Annotated in this window: 15 protein-coding genes; 6 read left to right on the top strand and 9 right to left on the bottom strand. The window is 66.5% G+C overall.

Annotation, left to right across the window (positions count from 1 at the left end; all coding sequences use genetic code 11):
• Positions 1 to 16: 16 nt before the first annotated feature.
• The 6 genes from IFR14_RS07655 to nrdH all read right to left on the bottom strand — a co-directional run bounded on the left by IFR14_RS07655 (position 17) and on the right by nrdH (position 8,782).
• Positions 17 to 1,474, bottom strand: a complete 1,458-nt coding sequence (locus IFR14_RS07655; RefSeq protein WP_191940719.1) for a hypothetical protein — start codon at positions 1,472 to 1,474, stop codon at positions 17 to 19.
• Positions 1,475 to 1,613: 139 nt separating this feature from the next.
• Positions 1,614 to 4,259 carry a DEAD/DEAH box helicase gene (locus IFR14_RS07650; RefSeq protein ID WP_191940718.1) on the bottom strand — a complete coding sequence of 882 codons (2,646 nt, stop codon included), beginning with the start codon at positions 4,257 to 4,259 and terminating at the stop codon, positions 1,614 to 1,616.
• A 444-nt stretch (positions 4,260 to 4,703) separates the two neighbouring features.
• On the bottom strand, positions 4,704 to 5,678 hold the full coding sequence (gene nrdF / locus IFR14_RS07645) for a class 1b ribonucleoside-diphosphate reductase subunit beta (RefSeq protein WP_056007612.1): 975 nt from the start codon (positions 5,676 to 5,678) through the stop codon (positions 4,704 to 4,706).
• A gap of 243 nt (positions 5,679 to 5,921) precedes the next feature.
• Positions 5,922 to 8,027, bottom strand: a complete 2,106-nt coding sequence (gene nrdE / locus IFR14_RS07640; RefSeq protein WP_191941273.1) for a class 1b ribonucleoside-diphosphate reductase subunit alpha — start codon at positions 8,025 to 8,027, stop codon at positions 5,922 to 5,924.
• Positions 8,028 to 8,050: 23 nt separating this feature from the next.
• Positions 8,051 to 8,464, bottom strand: a complete 414-nt coding sequence (gene nrdI / locus IFR14_RS07635; protein ID WP_064296523.1) for a class Ib ribonucleoside-diphosphate reductase assembly flavoprotein NrdI — start codon at positions 8,462 to 8,464, stop codon at positions 8,051 to 8,053.
• A gap of 84 nt (positions 8,465 to 8,548) precedes the next feature.
• Positions 8,549 to 8,782, bottom strand: a complete 234-nt coding sequence (nrdH, locus tag IFR14_RS07630; protein WP_056007615.1) for a glutaredoxin-like protein NrdH — start codon at positions 8,780 to 8,782, stop codon at positions 8,549 to 8,551.
• A 353-nt stretch (positions 8,783 to 9,135) separates the two neighbouring features.
• Between nrdH and IFR14_RS07625 the strand changes: the two genes are divergently transcribed.
• On the top strand, positions 9,136 to 10,344 hold the full coding sequence (locus IFR14_RS07625; RefSeq protein ID WP_086474343.1) for an MFS transporter: 1,209 nt from the start codon (positions 9,136 to 9,138) through the stop codon (positions 10,342 to 10,344).
• Between the two features lie 11 nt (positions 10,345 to 10,355).
• On the opposite strand, the gene IFR14_RS07620 is transcribed toward IFR14_RS07625, so the two are convergent.
• A complete protein-coding gene (locus IFR14_RS07620; RefSeq protein WP_191940717.1) occupies positions 10,356 to 10,922 on the bottom strand; it encodes an NADPH-dependent FMN reductase in 567 nt (188 codons plus the stop codon).
• A 48-nt stretch (positions 10,923 to 10,970) separates the two neighbouring features.
• Between IFR14_RS07620 and IFR14_RS07615 the strand changes: the two genes are divergently transcribed.
• The 4 genes from IFR14_RS07615 to IFR14_RS07600 all read left to right on the top strand — a co-directional run bounded on the left by IFR14_RS07615 (position 10,971) and on the right by IFR14_RS07600 (position 14,934).
• Positions 10,971 to 11,822, top strand: a complete 852-nt coding sequence (locus IFR14_RS07615) for an aldo/keto reductase (protein ID WP_191940716.1) — start codon at positions 10,971 to 10,973, stop codon at positions 11,820 to 11,822.
• A gap of 22 nt (positions 11,823 to 11,844) precedes the next feature.
• Positions 11,845 to 12,693, top strand: a complete 849-nt coding sequence (locus IFR14_RS07610; RefSeq protein WP_191940715.1) for an alpha/beta fold hydrolase — start codon at positions 11,845 to 11,847, stop codon at positions 12,691 to 12,693.
• 139 nt (positions 12,694 to 12,832) lie between these two features.
• On the top strand, positions 12,833 to 13,747 hold the full coding sequence (locus IFR14_RS20840) for a DUF4349 domain-containing protein (protein WP_191940714.1): 915 nt from the start codon (positions 12,833 to 12,835) through the stop codon (positions 13,745 to 13,747).
• Positions 13,744 to 14,934, top strand: a complete 1,191-nt coding sequence (locus IFR14_RS07600; RefSeq protein ID WP_191940713.1) for an acyl-CoA dehydrogenase family protein — start codon at positions 13,744 to 13,746, stop codon at positions 14,932 to 14,934. The genes IFR14_RS20840 and IFR14_RS07600 overlap by 4 nt, the downstream gene beginning before the upstream one ends.
• Positions 14,935 to 14,961: 27 nt before the next feature.
• Here the strand turns inward: IFR14_RS07600 and IFR14_RS07595 are convergent, their stop codons facing one another.
• The gene (locus IFR14_RS07595) at positions 14,962 to 15,240 is read right to left on the bottom strand and encodes a metal-sensitive transcriptional regulator (RefSeq protein WP_064296530.1); all 279 of its coding nucleotides are present in this window, start codon (positions 15,238 to 15,240) and stop codon (positions 14,962 to 14,964) included.
• Positions 15,241 to 15,323: 83 nt separating this feature from the next.
• Between IFR14_RS07595 and IFR14_RS07590 the strand changes: the two genes are divergently transcribed.
• Complete coding sequence (locus IFR14_RS07590) at positions 15,324 to 16,601, top strand: DUF445 domain-containing protein (protein ID WP_191940712.1); 1,278 nt, start codon at positions 15,324 to 15,326, stop codon at positions 16,599 to 16,601.
• A 12-nt stretch (positions 16,602 to 16,613) separates the two neighbouring features.
• Here IFR14_RS07590 and IFR14_RS07585 read toward each other — a convergent pair whose 3' ends face one another.
• The gene (locus IFR14_RS07585) at positions 16,614 to 17,690 is read right to left on the bottom strand and encodes a hypothetical protein (protein ID WP_191940711.1); all 1,077 of its coding nucleotides are present in this window, start codon (positions 17,688 to 17,690) and stop codon (positions 16,614 to 16,616) included.
• Positions 17,691 to 17,740: the final 50 nt, after the last annotated feature.

Genomic DNA, 17,740 nt, shown 5'->3' with positions numbered 1-17,740 from the left:
CACGCTGAACCGATACTCAAGAATTCTCAGGCGGCAAGCCGAAGTCCTCAGCGGCACCCTCGATTGCTCGGAACAGGCGCAAAGAGTCCCATGTGTCGACCAACAGGGGATTTTCTCGCCCCTCCGCCTCCGTGAGCGCAGGGGCGAGAAGCATGACATTGTCGTGCGCCTGTGCGGAAGCCTCTAGGAGCGCCCGACCGAGATGCACGGCATGAAGGAGCACCAGCTCCTCGAGCTCTCCTACGGACAGCACTCCGATGGGGTACTCGGCCTGGTTTGTCATATGCTCGCGGATGAGCCAGTGCTGGTTGAGATAGAAGGGCTCCAGCGTCACAACGAGTCCGACCCGAGGCTTGCTGGTGTCGATAACGGGCAGCCGCTTGCCGATGAGATCGATGTGCCTGTTCGAACGGTTCAGCTGGAAGATGCCTTTCCCGATGCTGTCCTCAATCGAGCCCATCCAGTCGTCCCTGCCTACACGCAGGGACTCAATCGGTTGCCGCGCTTTGCATTCGATGAGCACCAACACATCCGGCAGATCCAAGAGCCAATCGCACGAATCGATAGGGTTCCCGTCGGACTTGTAGCGCACCTCCGAGAGGACATGGCGCTCCCCGTCGATGAGGTTAAGCTGCCGACCGGTGTAATGCTGGAACACCGGGCCGAGATCGCTCGCAAAGGCGTTGCGGAGTTCCGTTGGCGGCAGAAAATAGATCGACGGCGGGAGCGCCTTCTGAATGACCGCTTGCGTCCACGGGGCGGCCGACTGGGAGGCAACCCCCTCGACGAATGGCCTGTTGGTCAGTGGGTTGAAGGCGAACTTCTTCTGAGAGGTGGGCAGCGGATCCTGCCATTCTCGGTTGGTGTTCTTGAAGTCAGCGACGGTCGTCAAGAGGTGTTCGGTGAAGACGCGGCGAGCGGCGACGAGTGGGAAGACTTCCGAGAGCGCGCGCACTCCTGGGGCGTCGAGAACATCGAGCGACACGAGACCGTTGCCCTTCTGTGCGAGGACTGAGAAGAGGAAGATCGATTCGATATAGTCGTCGAACGCTAGCCCGTCGGTGAGGCGCTCGAACCACCCCGAGGTCATCACCTTTGGCGCAAAGCCCTCCGGGAATTCTGCCGCCGACCCGAAGAGCAGCACGGACCGGGCCACGCCTGCGAGAACGGAGCGCTGCCCGGGAAACTGTTCGAAGAAGATGCGTGCCAAGATGCGAGCCAACTGCTCCTGTGCAGCGTCGATGAACTCCGGCGACTGCTCGTCAGCGTCGCCTCCGGCGAGGAAGCGACGATCTTCGTCAACGAGTTGTGCGTTCAAGCTGCACAAGCGCAACAGAGTATCGAGGTCCGCCCGGTGGCGGCCCGGACCACCCCACGCGAGTGCCGTCCGCGCCACATCAGCGATAGTCCACGGCGTCACGCCGTATCGCTTCCACTCCTCGAAATCTTCACCGTTGGCGAACATCGCGCTCACAGCCGCAGCCTGAACGAGCAGGCTGTCGCGGTCAGCCTTGCGGACAGCCAACTTGAACTGTTCCCACGTGACGGCCGGGGCAGCCTTCCGGCCAGGATGCCTGTGCATCTTAGGGTTCTCCTCTGTGTAATCGTGCCTGTTAGTGGGCGCCGCGGATCGGGTATCCCGTGAGGCGCTCCTTCACCTGCGCGGGAAGAACTCGGTGCTCCCACAGAATCTGTTGAATGGCCGCCTTCGCCCCCTCGTCGGTGACGCTCACCTGGACGCGGATCGCAGCGAGCGCCCGATGCGCCGCATGAGCGATGTCGAGAATCTCATCCGGGGTGCACAGGTGAAGATGGGCAGATGCGATGGGAACCGCACCCGGGACGATGGTCCTGCTCGGAGCAACAACGACCCCCACCGACCCGGCCGGGAACTCCTCGACGCCCCTCAACGCGGCGAGTGAATCGAGTTGTGTATTCGCCTTCCGGACGTACTCCATGCTGAGGTTCTTCGCAGTCTGTTCGCTCTTCGCCTCGACGGCGATCCACAAGTCGTCCCAGACCCAAGCCGCGTCACAGTTGCCTTCCTGGGAGGGCTTCGATGAGTCCGCACCAAGGAAGCGCCCGAGTTCGACGAGACCAAGCTCGTACTGTGTCGCCTCGGTCTGCCCCAGCTGGTTGAGCATTGTCTGGGCGGCCGTTCCGAACTTGGCACTCCCGCGGAGTGGTCCGCTGACAAGCGCCAGCACACGGTCGGCTGCGTCATCGTCCCAGGTGTCTGAAATGACCTCCGCCGGCGGAAGTGGCTGGATCTCTCGCAGCCAGACAGCGCTGAGGGCTGCGCCGTGCGCCGTCCTCAGCAGCTCCGCGGAACGCGCCGCAGCCGGCTCATTCCCTTCGTCCGCCGAGAGACCGAACCACGCACTCGCAAGGTACGCCCACAAAGCACGATAAGAGCGTGCTCCCGGATCCGTAAGCCCTTCAAGCACAGCAACCGCAGCCCTGCCCGCCGCCTCCCAGTCCCCCTGCCATGCCTTCTGCCAGACAACGACCTCGCGCGGAGCACTCGCCGCGAGGTGAGCGGACAGCGCCTGGGCAACACGCTGAGCACGCGACCGATACGTCGCAATGGCCTCCTCGCCGTTGTCCCGCCAATCCTCGTCCTGCTCCAGTGCGCTGTGCGTCAGCGCCACCAGGTTGCTGTAGTTCGTGTGGCTCGCGGCGAGACCGAACTCGATCTCCGCTTGCAGTTCAACTGGCATCGACTTCACGTTGTCAGGGTCCGACAGGTACCTCAGACGCTCCTGGCCGTACACGGCGACGACAGCCCAGTCCTGCGGTCCCCGCGTGCAGCGCCCCGCCCCTTGAACGATCCGCGTGCGAACCCGCTCCGCCAGCACCTCCCCCGCGCGCAGCTTCCCGCGAAGGAACTTGTCCTGGAGGTGAGATGCGGAGGGCACTCCGGAAAGCACCATGAACCGGCACGCATCGCCCGCCATGTCCATGCCGTCGTAGCGGTTCGCGGCGAGCAACGTCCCCTCGTCCGCCTCCTTGAAGGCTGCGACGGTGGTGTCCGAGGCGACAATCCGTTCAGACATCGGAATCTCGAGGAGCTTCGCGATCTCGGCGCTCTCCGATGTTCCTTGGGTCAAGATGAGGCGCTTGTCGACGAGATCCGAGATGCGCTTCAGCGCCGACGGTTCCTCGACCACGTCAACGCCGTCCAGCTCATCCGAGTCCGCCTCCGCAGGCTCGACAGTCGTGTCATAGTCGGGGTTGAACTCCGCGAGGTCCGGGAACACAAAGAACCGTCGCCCGCTGCCTGTCCGCTCCCACGCTTCCGGTGCCGCGATGCGCGCGATGGATGTGCGACCGAATGCTCGTTCGAGCTCGCCCGCCTCACCGAGCGTCGCCGAGAGGTAGACCCGCTGAACGGGGTCGGTGAAGGGGCCGCGCTCGAACGTCGGAGGGATCATCGGGCGGATGTACCAGTTGCTTCGCGACACGAAGAACAGGCATGACGACAGGTGCTCCCGAACCATCTGAAACCGCCACCAGGCAGGCGTGTACTTCTCCAGCCCGGCGTCGAGGACAGAGATGATGGCCGCGAGCCTGTCGCGTACGGCCCGCTGTGGCAAGAGCCGTACTTCACCATTGGATGCGGTGTCTGGCCCTTCACCGGTCATTCGAGCCGCAAGGTTGGGATCGAGCGCGTCCCCGAACGCGTCGAACAGGTCCCCGTGCACGCTTGACGCGCGCTTCACGTCGACCGCCCAGGCGTCAGCAACGTAGCCTTCCGCCGCGTGCGCGTCGTCGAACAGAAGCGTCTTCGCGTTCTTGAACTGCGAGTTCGAGTTGAAGATGTGGGAGTAGGTCGTGACGGCGATAGCCTTCGACCTCGTATACGCCATCAAGTGACGCGGGTCCCAGTCATTGTGCGAGTCGATGAGCGCATACGCCTTGATGCCTTGCCGCGCTGCGGCCTCAGCAACCTGAATCGCCAGCTGCTTGGTGGGGCATGCATAAACCACTCGCTGCCCATACTCCCGCCGCCGCCACTCAGCGATGAGCAACCCGACCAGTGTCTTTCCCGACCCAGTCGGAAGCTCGAGCGCCACGTCGTCGTCGTTGAGGTGGTCCCGGTGATACTCGCGGAGCTGGTCAGTCTGATGAGACCAGAGTGCACCAACCCCATTCCGCCGGCGGGTGAGTTCCCCGAACAGGGTCTCCGGGGAGGCTGTCGCGTCCTCCGCTCGGGCAGCGGTGGGGAACACGGGACGTGGGGTGCGGGTATCAGCCATGACGGAGCCTCCGAGATAGTCAGGGTCGTCAACGTTGTGTCGGCCGAGAAGATGCCTGTGACTATTGCGGGTACAGGCGGACCCCGAGCGACTGCTCCAGCAGGATGATTGCCCGCAGGTGCGGCCATGCCGTGCCCGCGAGAACTTGACGCACACTACCCTCGTCAAGACCAGCACCAGCAGCCACGCTTCGGATGCTTCGGCCATCCATGGCCGTCTGCAGGTTCACGACGAATCGGAGCGCGGCTTCGCCAGCGGCATCACTCGATTCGACGTCTGGCCACGAACTCGTGAGTTCTTTCGGGGTGGGGTGAGCCTTGTTGACCATCCACCCCGCCCTTCAGTGGCCTCTTGCGCCAACTAGGCAATCAGTGCCACGTCGAAAGACGTGTGCCAACTTCAACGTGGTGCGGCGCCACAATGCGTGACGCCGCACAGCCGTGACTAGAAGTCCCAGTCCTCGTCTTCCGTGACCACGGCCTTGCCGATCACGTAGGAGGAGCCCGAGCCCGAGAAGAAGTCGTGGTTCTCGTCGGCGTTCGGGGAGAGCGCCGACAGGATCGCCGGGTTCACGTCCGTGACCGTCTTCGGGAACATGGCCTCGTAGCCGAGGTTCATGAGCGCCTTGTTGGCGTTGTAGTGCAGGAACTTCTTGACGTCCTCGGTGAGACCGACCTCGTCGTAGAGGTCCTGCGTGTACTGCACCTCGTTGTCGTAGAGCTCGTAGAGCAGCGAGAACGTGTAGTCCTTGACGTCGTCGCGCTCAGCCTGCGTCAGCTTCTCGAGGCCCTTCTGGAACTTGTAGCCAATGTAGTACCCGTGCACGGCCTCATCGCGGATGATCAGGCGGATCATGTCGGCGGTGTTGGTGAGCTTCGCGCGGCTCGACCAGTGCATCGGGAGGTAGAAGCCCGAGTAGAAGAGGAAGGACTCGAGGAGGGTCGAGGCGGCCTTCCGCTTCAGCGGGTCGTCACCGTGGTAGCGGTCGAGGACGATGGACGCCTTCTTCTGCAGGTTCGGGTTCTCGACCGACCAACGGAACGCCTCGTCGATCTCCTTCGTGCTGCTGAGCGTGGAGAAGATCGAGGAGTAGCTCTTCGCGTGCACCGACTCCATGAACGCGATGTTCGTGTAGACGGCCTCCTCGTGCGGGGTGATCGCATCGGGGATGAGGGCGACGGCGCCGACGGTGCCCTGGATCGTGTCGAGGAGCGTGAGGCCCGTGAACACGCGCATCGTGAGCTGCTGCTCCTGCGGCGTCAGGGTGTTCCACGACTGGACGTCGTTCGACAGCGGGATCTTCTCGGGCAGCCAGAAGTTGTTGACGAGGCGGTTCCAGACCTCGACGTCCTTCTCGTCCTCGATCTTGTTCCAGTTGATCGCCTGGACGCGGTCGACCAGCTTGAGCTTCTCTGACATGAATTGGTGTCCTCTATCGGGAAGTGGGGTTGGCCCTTCGACAGGCTCAGGGACCGGTGATGCTGATGGCCCTCGACGGACCGGTGATGCTGATGGCCCTCGACGGACCGGTGATACTCGTGGCCCTCGACGGACCGGTAATGCTGATGCCCTTCGACAGGCTCAGGGACCGGGGTCGGGCTCAGGGACCGGAATACCGGTCACTGAGCCTGTCGAAGTGCGGATGACGAAGCGCGAAGCTCCTTAGAGCATGCAGCTGACGCAGCCGTCGACTTCCGTGCCCTCGAGCGCGAGCTGGCGGAGACGGATGTAGTAGATGGTCTTGATGCCCTTCTTCCACGCGTAGATCTGCGCCTTGTTGATGTCGCGCGTGGTGGCGGTGTCCTTGAAGAACAGCGTCAGCGACAGCCCCTGGTCGACGTGCTGCGTCGCCGCGGCGTACGTGTCGATGATCTTCTCGGCACCGATCTCGTAGGCGTCCTCGTAGTACTCCAGGTTGTCGTTCGTCATGAACGGAGCCGGGTAGTACACGCGACCGAGCTTGCCTTCCTTGCGGATCTCGATCTTCGACGCGATCGGGTGGATCGACGACGTGGAGTTGTTGATGTAGGAGATCGAACCGGTCGGCGGGACGGCCTGGAGGTTCTGGTTGTAGATGCCGTACTCCTGGATCGACGCCTTGAGGGCCGTCCAGTCCGCCTGCGTCGGGATCTGCACGCCGGCCTGCTCGAAGAGCTCGCGGCCACGAGCCGTCTCGGGCTCCCAGACCTGGTCGATGTACTTGTCGAAGAACTCACCCGACGCGTACTGCGAGTCGGCGAAGCCGTCGAAGGTCTCCCCGCGCTCCTTGGCGATGAGGTTCGAGGCACGCAGCGCGTGGAACACCACCGTGTAGAAGTAGATGTTCGTGAAGTCGATGCCCTCGGGGCTGCCGTAGTGCACGCGCTCGCGGGCAAGGTAGCCGTGGAGGTTCATCTGGCCGAGGCCGATGGCGTGCGACTTGTCGTTGCCGTCCTCGATCGAACGCACCGAGGAGATGTGGCTCTGGTCGGACACGGAGGTGAGGCCGCGGATGGCGGTCTCGACCGTGCGACCGAAGTCGGGCGAGTCCATCGTGAGCGCGATGTTCAGCGAGCCGAGGTTGCAGGAGATGTCCTTGCCGATCTCCTTGTACGAGAGGTCCTCGTTGTAGGTGGTCGGCGTGTTGACCTGGAGGATCTCCGAGCAGAGGTTCGACATGTTGATGCGGCCCTTGATGGGGTTCGCCTTGTTCACCGTGTCTTCGAACACGATGTACGGGTAGCCGGACTCGAACTGGATCTCCGCGATGGTCTGGAAGAACTCGCGGGCGTTGATCTTCGTCTTCTTGATGCGGGAGTCGTCGACCATCTCGTGGTACTTCTCGCTCACCGAGATGTCGCCGAAGGGCACACCGTAGACGCGCTCGACGTCGTACGGCGAGAACAGGTACATGTCCTCGCCCTTCTTCGCCAGGTCGAAGGTGATGTCGGGGACGACGACGCCGAGGGACAGCGTCTTGATCCGGATCTTCTCGTCGGCGTTCTCACGCTTGGTGTCGAGGAAGCGCAGGATGTCGGGGTGGTGTGCGTTGAGGTACACCGCACCGGCGCCCTGACGCGCGCCGAGCTGGTTCGCGTAGCTGAAGGAGTCCTCGAGGAGCTTCATCACGGGGATGATGCCGCTCGACTGGTTCTCGATCTGCTTGATCGGTGCACCGGACTCACGGATGTTCGACAGCGAGAGCGCCACGCCGCCGCCACGCTTCGAGAGCTGGAGCGCGGAGTTGATGCCACGGGCGATCGACTCCATGTTGTCCTCGATGCGGAGGAGGAAGCAGGAGACGAGCTCGCCTCGCTGGGCCTTGCCCGAGTTGAGGAAGGTGGGCGTCGCGGGCTGGAACCGACCCGCGATGATCTCCTCGACGAGCGTGACCGCGAGCTGCTGGTCGCCGTCGGCGAGACCGAGGGCGGTCATGACGACGCGGTCCTCGAACCGCTCGAGGTAGCGCTTGCCGTCGAAGGTCTTCAGCGTGTACGAGGTGTAGTACTTGAACGCGCCGAGGAAGGTCTGGAAGCGGAACTTCTTCGAGTAGGCCAGGTCGTTGAGCTCCTGGATGAAGTCGAACGAGTACTTGTCGAGCACTGCCTGCTCGTAGTACTCCTTCTCGACGAGGTAGTCGAGCCGTTCCTTCAGCGAGTGGAAGAAGACGGTGTTCTGGTTGACGTGCTGGAGGAAGTACTCCCGCGCGGCCTCACGGTCCTTGTCGAACTGGATCTCGCCGTTCGGGCCGTAGAGGTTGAGCATCGCGTTGAGCGAGTGGTAGTCCATCTGGCTCGTCGACGGTGCGTCGATCACTGAAACTGGCGCTGCTGCCAAAATGATTCCAATCCATTGTGGACGGTGGTGACATCGTCCTGGGTTCCGAAGAGTTCGAAGCGGTACAGGTGCGGGACCTTGCATTTGCTGGCGATCACGTCGCCGGCGAGCCCGTAGGCCTCGCCGAAGTTCGTGTTGCCGGCGGCGATGACCCCGCGGATCAGGGAGCGGTTGGCCTCCACGTTGAGGAACCGGATCACCTGTTTGGGCACCGCTCCGTCGCCGTTGCCCCCGCCGTAGGTGGGGGTCACGAGGACGTAGGGTGCCGTGGCGTGCACGGCTTCGTCTTTCGCATACAGCGGGATCTGCAACGAGGGCAGGTCGAGCTTCTGCATGAAGCGATGCGTGTTGCCGGAAATGCTGGAGAAGTAGATCAGCCGTGGTTGCACGGGAGGCCTCCTCGTCGCCGTCCGGACGGGCGGATGGTGCGGTACTGCTGGAGCCGGCTCATGATGACGCCTGCGACCGTGGGCTCAAGCCAGACGTGCGGCGAGCTCTTCGATCTTGTCGGGACGGAAGCCCGACCAGTGGTCTTCCTCGGTGATGACGACCGGTGCCTGCAGGTAGCCGAGGGCCTTGACCTGCTCGAGTGCGTTCTCGTCGACCGAGAGGTCGAGGATGTTGTACTCGATGCCCTTGTTGTCGAGTGCGCGGTACGTCGCGGTGCACTGCACGCAACTGGGCTTCGTGTAGACCGTGATTGCCATAGCTCTTCGTGCCTTCCCCTCAAAATCTGGTGATTCCCGCGGCGTCCTGCGCCGGGGTTCCAATACTACATATAGTTGGCGACCTTCAGGCCAACCCCAAGGGCTAGTAGTTACAGCCCTGTAGTTTTCCACCGGGTTCTCCACCGTTTCGGGCGAGTTATCCACCGGTTCTCCACTGGGTACAACGCTCGTGGGCGACGCGAAAATCCCGGATTGACGGCCTTTTCTCCCCCGTCTGAGGGATATCTATCCACAGGCAAGATTCTCCTCCGCACCTCCGACATCCGTTGTCGGTTTGGGCGTGTCGCGGGCGTGTCGCGCGTGTCGGAACCGGTCCCTAGACTGGTGTCCTTGTGAGCAGCTACCGTGACCTTCTTCGTACCCCCGGCGTCGCCCGGATCATCGCGGCGCAGCTCACCGCACGCTTCCCGTTCGGGATGCTCTCGCTGGCCTTCCTGCTCCACATCGAGCAGGTCACGGGGTCCTACGGGGCCGCCGGGCTCGTCCTCGCTGCGACGAGCATCGGGCAGGCGATCGCCGGCCCCCTCACGAGCCGGTGGATGGGCGTCTGGGGCATCCGCAAGGTGCTCCTCCTCACCCTCGCGGTCTGTGCCGTCTCCGTCACGACCATCGCCCTCGTCACCATGACCGTCCCCGCGTACATGGCGGTCGGATTCGTCGCCGGGCTGAGCACGCCGCCCGTCCAGCCCGCGGTCCGCACCATCTACCCGAAGCTCGTCACCTCCCAGCAGCTCACCCCGCTGTTCTCCCTCGACGCCTCGGCCCAGGAGATCATCTGGGTGCTCGGGCCCGTCGTGACCACCTTCGTGTCCACCCAGGTCGGCACGGTCTGGGGCATCGCCCTGGCGGCGGTGATCATGGTCGTCGGCTGCCTGTGGTTCATCTCATCACCGGAGGTCGGGCGCGTCCGCATCCCGAGGAGCCGTCGCAAACTCGGACAGGTGCTCAAGCGCCCGCCGGTCCTCCTCGCCACCGTCGTCGGCTTCCTCCTCATCGGCGCCTGTTCGGCCGTCGAGGCGGGCGTCGTCGCGACCTTCGGGCACGACGGCCTCGAGGCCGGTATCGTCCTCGCGATCTTCTCGGTCGGCTCGCTGGCCGGCGGCCTCGCCCTCGGGCACACCCCGATCGGTCCCTACGCGCTGGCGCGCCGCATCTTCATCGTCTTCGCCGGACTCGCCGTCGCGAGCCTCTTCCTCAACGCCTGGTGGCTGTCGGTCACCCTCTTCGTCGCCGGCATCGGCATCGCGCCGGCCCTCGCCGTGCTGTTCGCCATCGTCTCGGCGAGCGTGAAGTTCAGCGACACGGCCGAGGCCTACGGCTGGGTCGGCACCGGTCAGCTCATCGGTGCCGCGATGGGGTCGGCGGCGGCCGGCTTCCTCATCGACGGCTCCGGAGCGGTCGGCGCGTTCTGGGTCGCCGGCGTGTTCGCGCTGTTCGGCTTCGTCATCCCGTGGATCGGTCACCGGTGGCACCCCGACCTCCGTGGCCGCGATGCGAGCCCGATCCCCGACACCGAGCCGATCAACACCCACCCGTCCTGAGCCGCCCCGCTTCAGTCGGCGGCGCGCAGCGGCGCGAGGGCCCCGTCGAGTGCGGCCAGTTCGCCCAGGAGCATCGGCAACATGGTCGTCTGGCGGTCGTTGGGTGTGAACACCCCGTCGGCGACCTGCCGTGAGATGTACGGGATCTCCACGTTCGCACCGGTACTGACGAGGCCGAGTGCCTGCAGGACGGGTCGAAGCGCGACGACGCCGCGGGTTCCGCCCGACAGCCCGCCGTAGCTGACGATCCCGACCGGCTTCCGCGCCCACTCGTGCATGAGGTAGTCGAGCGCGTTCTTGAGGGCGGGCGCGTAGCTGTAGTTGTACTCGGGCGTCACGAACACCAAGGCGTCCGTGCGATCGACCCGCTCGCTCCAGGCGATCGTGTGCGGGTGGACGTAGGCGCGCTTCCGCGGGTGCGCGGGCTCGTCCATGAACGGCAACGCCAGCTCCCGGAGATCGACCGCGTCGACGGTGAACCGCTCGTCCGCCTCGGCCACACCCGCGACCCAGTCGGCGACGGCACCGCCCACCCGCTCGGGACGGACACTCCCGGTGACGATCATGAGTTGCGGCATGGGCTCCCTTTCGACGGTGACGGTGGCCCTGTCGAGGATACTGGTGCCATGGCAGACAGCACCCCGACCGTCCTCCTCGACGACGGGCACACGATCCCCCAGCTCGGCTTCGGCGTCTACAAGGTCCCGGACCTCGCCAGCACCGAGATCGTGCAGACGGCGCTGGAGGTCGGGTACCGCCACATCGACACCGCCTCGCTGTACGGCAACGAGCGCGGCACCGGCGTCGCGATCCGCGAGTCGGGCATCCCCCGCGACGAGCTCTTCGTCACGACGAAGGTCTGGAACACCGATCAGGGGTACGAGGAGACGCTGCGCGCGTTCGACACGAGCCTGGACCTCCTCGGCCTCGACCACGTCGACCTGTACCTCATCCACTGGCCGGCCCCGCGCCAGGACCGGTACCGCGAGACCTGGCGCGCGCTCGAGCGGTTGCGGGCCGAGGGACGTACGCGCTCCATCGGCGTCTCGAACTTCCACCGCAGCCATCTCGAACGGCTCCTGGAGTCGGCGGAGGTCACCCCGGCCGTCAACCAGGTCGAACTGCACCCGTTCCTCCCCCAGCGGGAGTTGCGCGCCGTCAACGCGGCACACGGCATCGCGACGGAGGCCTGGTCGCCACTCGCCCGCGGCCGCTTCTTCACGCCCGCCGCAGACGGCTCCGACGCCACCTCCGACCTCGGGGCCATCGCACAGAAGCACGGGCGCACGGTCGCGCAGGTGGTGCTGCGCTGGCACCTGCAGCTCGGCAACATCGTCATCCCCAAGTCGGCCACACCGGCGCGGATCGCGGAGAACTTCGCGGTGTTCGACTTCACCCTCGACGCCGACGACCTGGCCGCCATCTCGGCGCTCGAGAACGGCGAGCGCACCGGCACCGACCCGGATCGGCTCGACTGACGCGAGACCGTAGGCTGAACGCATGACCGAGCCCGTCGTCGACACCGCTTCCAGCCTCGCCGCCCGCACGATCACGCCCGTGGAGCTCCCGCGTCACCGCTGGGGTCGTCACGACGCGCCGGCTCGGGCGCTCGTGGTCCACGGACTCGGCAGCAACGGTCCGAGCACCTGGCGCATCTGCGCCGCCCTGGCCGATCGCGGTTGGCTCGTGGAGGCGGTCGACCTCCGCGGCCACGGCGTCGCCCCTCGTGCGTTGGACTACCGCGTCGAGGCCTACGCCGCCGATCTGCTGGCCACCAGGCCGACCCCCGTGCCCGGCGTCGGGCACGCCGCGTGGGACCTCGTCGTCGGACACTCGCTCGGAGGCGCCGCCACCGCGGTCGCCGCCGCAGCCGATCCCCGATGGGCGGCGGCGGTCGTGCTGCTCGACCCCGCCATCGCGCTCGACGACCACGACGCCGAGATCATCCGGGCCAGCCAGGAGGCCGCCTTCGCCGACAACACGATCGCATCCGTCCGCGCGAAGAACCCCGAGTGGCACCCGCTCGACGTGGAGATCAAGGTCCAGGCGGTGTCCGAGGCGAGCCGGTGGGCGATCGAGCAGACGAGCGAACAGAACCATCCGTGGGACGTCCGCCCCGCAGCGGCCGCTCTGCGCAACCCGACCTTCGTGATCGCCTCCGACCCTGAGGTGTACAGCCTCTTCCGCGGCGCGCTCGCCGCCGAGGTCCTCGCCAACCGCCAGGTCAGCCTGACGATCGTCCAGGGCGCCGGTCACAACGTGCACCGGGACCGCCCGGCGGAGACCACGAAGGCCATCGGCGATTGGGCCGAGCTGCAACTCGAACAGCGATCGCGTCGCGAGACCTGATCGCGACCCGCTTCCCACGGTCCCTGCGCCTCCGCGGTACAGCGGCTCCCTCGGGTGATGCGCGTCGCGAGACCTGATCGTGACCCGCTTCCCAGGGTCCCTGCACCTCCGCGGTGCGGCGGCTCCCTAGGGTGATGCCATGAAGCGCTCAGCAGTGACCCGCACCACCACCGTGTTCGTCTCCGCCGTCCTCGTCGGGCTCGTCCTCTCGGGCTGCTCGGCCGGGTCGAGCACCGAGGCCGGCAGCGACTCGCGAGCTGCGATGCCCGCGCCCGGCCAGGTCGCCGGCGACGCGCAGGTCGGCGTCGGCGGCGCCGCCTCCCCCGACCTCACGCAACAGCAGGTGGTCACGACCGGTTCACTCACCGTCACCGCTGACGACCCGATCAGCACCGCGACGGACGCCACCCGGATCGTCACCGAGGCGGGCGGGCGCGTCGACAGCCGCGACGAGACTCCGGGCACCTCCGACCAGGCCGCGCAGGCGACTCTGACGGTCCGCATCCCCGCCGACGACTTCGACGACGTGCTCGCGCAGCTGCAGGCGCTCGGCACGGCGAACAACCTGTCCGTGTCCGCGGTGGACGTCACGGCACAGGCCGCCGACCTCGACGCGCGGGTCACCGCCCTCCAGGCCTCGGTCGACCGACTGCTCGGACTCATGGCGGCTTCGACCACGACGGCCGACCTCCTCGCCGCCGAAACCAGCCTGTCCCAGCGGCAGGCGGAACTGGACGGGCTCGTCGCCCAGCGTGATGCCCTCGCCGATCAGGTCGACTTCTCCTCCGTGTTCGTGAGCTTCGTGGCCCCAGGCGTGGTCGCACCGGGTGTGCCCACCGACTTCTGGGGCGGCGTGGTCGCCGGGTGGAACGCGCTCGTCGCCGCCGCCTCGGGGCTCGTCGTCGTGGTCGGCGTCCTGGTGCCGTGGTTGCTCCCCCTCGCGGTCGTCGCCGCGGTCGTGGTCCTCCTCGTCAGGTCGGGCCGTCGGCGCGCTGCTCGCCGCTCGCAGACACCTGCCACCTCGGCCGGGCCCGATGCGACAATGGACCGGTGACCGCTCAAGCGCAGCACCACTCATCCGATCGATCGTTCGACCCCGCCTCGATCCTCAGTGACGGGCTCGTCGAGCGCATCCGCGAACGTGCCGCCGTGGCGGACCGCGAGAACGCCTTCTTCGACGAGGACCTCGCCGAGCTGCGAGCGTGCGGTTATCTCCGGGCGTTCGTCCCCGAGGAGTTCGGCGGCCTCGGCCTCGGCCTCGGCGAGGTCACGCTGCTCCAATCCCGGCTCGCCACCGCCGCCCCGGCGACCGCCCTCGCAATCAACATGCACCTCGTGTGGACGGGGGTCGCGCGACTGCTCCACACCCGAGGAGACGACTCGCTCCGCTTCGTCCTCGAGGGAGCTGCCGGGGACGAGCTCTACGCGTTCGGGGTGAGCGAGGCGGGCAACGACCTCGTACTCTTCGGATCCGACACCGAAGCCCGTCCGGGCCCCGACGGTTCCTATCGGTTCCACGGCCGGAAGATCTTCACCTCGCTGTCGCCCGCGTGGACCTGGCTGGGGACGACCGGGCTCGACACGACCTCGGCCGACGGTCCGAAGGTCGTCTACGGCTTCATCGATCGCTCGCGCGGCGGTTTCGAGATCCTCGACGACTGGGACACCGTCGGGATGCGCGCCAGCCAGAGCAGGACGACCCTGCTCCAGGGGGCCGAGTCGACGGCGGAGCACATCGTCCGACGCCTCGATCCGGGGCCCAACCCGGACCCCATCGTCTTCGGGATCTTCGCCTGCTTCGAGACCCTCATCGCCGCCGTGTACACGGGCATCGGCGAACGCGCCCTCCGGCTGGCGGTCGAGACCGCCCACCGGAAGACGTCGAAGAAGGCCGGTGGCGCGAGCTACGCGGCCGATCCCGACATCCGCCGTCGGATCGCCTCGGCCGCCATCGCGTACGACGGCATGCTGCCGCAGCTCGCCGGCATCGCCCGGGACCTCGACGACGGCATCGACCACGGCGCGCTCTGGTTCCCGAAGCTCGTCGGGCTCAAGGTCCGTGCGACGGAGACCGCTCGCGAGGTCGTCGATCAGGCGATCCGGGTCGCCGGCGGCGGCAGCTACTTCGCCGCGAGCGAATTGGGCCGGCTGTACCGCGACGTCCTCGCCGGGATGTTCCATCCCTCCGACGACGAGTCCGCCCACGCCACGGTCGCGAACGCTTGGCTCGGGCCCGTGTGACGGCTCGGGCCGGCCTGACGACTCGGCTCAGCCGCGGTTGTTGCTGAGCTCGAAGATCCGCAGGAGTTCGCCGACCGCGGCGTCCTTGCTGTCCCCACCCTCCTCGAACATCTGCGTGACATGCGTCAGCAGGTGGTTCTCGACGAGCAGTTTGTTGAGGGATCCCAGCGACTTCTGGATGGCGAGCGACTGCGTGATGATGTCCATGCAGTAGTCCTCGTTCTCGATCATCTTCTCGAGACCACGCATCTGGCCCTCGAGGATCTTCGTCCGGTGGAGGGCCCGCTTCTTGATGTCTTCGATCACCGGCTCAGGGTACCACCAGGGGGTACGGTGCCCTCCTGTTCCATCGGACCGGAGGACACGGTCGACGAGCCTAGGATGGGCGGATGACGAGCTCCCCCACACTCGAACTCACCGCCGCCGACGCGGACCGCGCACGAGCCCTGCGCTCGATGAAGCGCCTCGCCACCGGACTGCTCCTCGTCATGGCGGTCATCTTCGCCGTCGCGTTCGCGCTCGAGGGACGCTACCCGTGGTTGGCGTACGTCAGGGCCGCTGCGGAAGGCGGCATGGTCGGGGCGCTCGCGGACTGGTTCGCCGTCACCGCCCTCTTCCGGCACCCGCTCGGCATCCCGATCCCCCACACGGCGATCATCCCGAAGCGGAAGGACGAGATCGGCGTCAGCCTCGGCGAGTTCGTGGAGACCAACTTCCTCTCCGAGGAGGTCGTGCGGCAGAAGCTCGCGTCCGTCTCCGTCTCGGAGAAGCTCGGCGGATGGTTGTCCGAGCCCGCGAACGCCGAGCGGGTCACCGCCGAGGGGTCCATCGCGGTGCGGGGTCTGCTGGAGACGCTGTCCGACGACGACGTCCGCGAAGTCATCGAGGCGTTGGCGTCCAAACACCTCATCGACCCGCAGTGGGCTCCGAACATCGGCCGTTGGGTCGAGCACATCGTCGGCGTCGGCGCGCACCACGACGCGGTCGACCTCCTCCTCGACCGCACAGGTGAGTGGCTGAGCACGAACCCGAAGGCGTTCGAGCGCCTGGTCTCGAGCCGTTTGCCGACCTGGGTGCCGTCCTTCGTCGACCGGCTCGTGGACGACAAGCTCTACCGGGAGGCCGTGTCCTTCGTCCAGGCCGTCCGCGCGGACCCCGACCACCAGCTCCGCCATGCCCTCGACGGCTACCTCGGCGAGCTCGCGGAGCAGCTGCAGCACGACGACGCGACCATCACCCGCTTCGAGAACGCCAAGCACGAGGTCATCGACAGTCCTCGTGTCCGGGAGGTCGCCGGCAAGACCTGGACGGCCGCGAAGAGCGCGTTCCTCGAGGCACTCGACGCCCCCGACAGCGACCTCCGTGTGCGGATCGCCGGCACCATCGCGGACTTCGGCCGGCGACTGTCGACCGACCGGGCGTTCTCCACCCGCGTCGACACCCGCGTCGCGGACGCCATGTCCTACGTCGTCACCCGCTACCGGCACGACATCGCCAGCATCATCACCGAGACCGTCGAGCGTTGGGACGCCCGGGAGACGACCCAGAAGATCGAGCTGCTCGTCGGACGCGACCTGCAGTTCATCCGCTTGAACGGCACCATCGTCGGCGCGCTCGCCGGCCTCGCGATCTTCACGGTCGCGCAGGCGGTCCTCCGCGCGTTCTGACGACGGGACCGGTCAGCGCTTCGGGAGCAGCTCCACGGAGATGAGGTTCACGACGTCGTTCGCGAGCAGGTCGAGCGACCCCTGGTCCTTGCACGTGAAGGTGAAGACGACGAGGATCCCCATCTTCGTGAGCGACCGGACGCCCCAGTACGTGCGCTCCCCCGAGGGCTGGGTCCACGACAGGACCCGGAACTCGATGAGGCCCCCACCGCTGTTGTAGTTCAGTTGTTCCGTCGTGCCGTCCGCTTTGACGTAGTCGGCCCCGACGTACTTCGCCATGTAGGCGTCACTCGACTTCTCGTCGTCTCCGACCGCGATCTCGTCAGGCGTCAGCGCGATGTCGCCGAGTCCGACGTCGCACGAGGTCGCCGCGTTCCGGTAGATCTCGACGCCGTTCCGGTCCGGACCGATCGCCGCCCAGGACGAGTCCAGGTCGTTCGTCAGGTAGGCCGTCCATTCGGCGGGAACGTCCTGCCCGGCCGCGAAGTCGAGGTCGGGCGGGATGGAGACGTAGGTCTTCGTCGGCTCCGGCGTCGAGTCCGTCTCCGTGGGCGTCGGAGAAGCGGTCTTCGTCGGGGTGGCCGAGCGGGTGGGGCTCGGGTCCGCGACCGGTGCGCCACCCTGCGTGAGCACGAGGGCGACGACGGTGATGATCGCCGCCAACACGAGCGGGACACCGACGGCGAGGGCGATGATGAGCCCCGTCCGCTTGCGCTTCGGGGCACCGGGAGGCGGCGGCTGCTGGCCGTACCCGGGAGGGCCCTGCGGTGGCTGCTGCTGGTACGGGTTCTGCTGCGACTGGTACGGCTGCTGCGGCTGTCCACCGGAGGGGTTCTGCTGCCCGCCATACGGGTTCTGCTGGTACGGGTTCTGCTGGTACGGGTTCTGCTGCTGTCCGTGCGGGTTCTGCTGCTGCGGTCCCTGCCCGTACTGCGGCTGCGGCTGTCCGTATGGGTTCTGCTGCTGCGGTCCCTGTCCATACGGCTGCTGCGGCTGCTGACCGGAGGGGTGCTGCTGCTGCTGACCCGTCGGCCATTGCGGCGGGCGACCGTCAGGCTGCTGCGGGTCGGGAGGCGGTGCATCGGTCACGGGAGTGGCCTTTCGACGGAACGGCGGGCGGAGCGGGTGAACTGCCCGGC

Source organism: Plantibacter sp. CFBP 8775 (genome assembly GCF_014839505.1).
GTDB lineage: Bacteria > Actinomycetota > Actinomycetes > Actinomycetales > Microbacteriaceae > Plantibacter > Plantibacter auratus.
The sequence above is the reverse complement of the archived record's forward strand: the minus strand, read 5'-3'. Positions and strand labels throughout refer to the sequence as shown.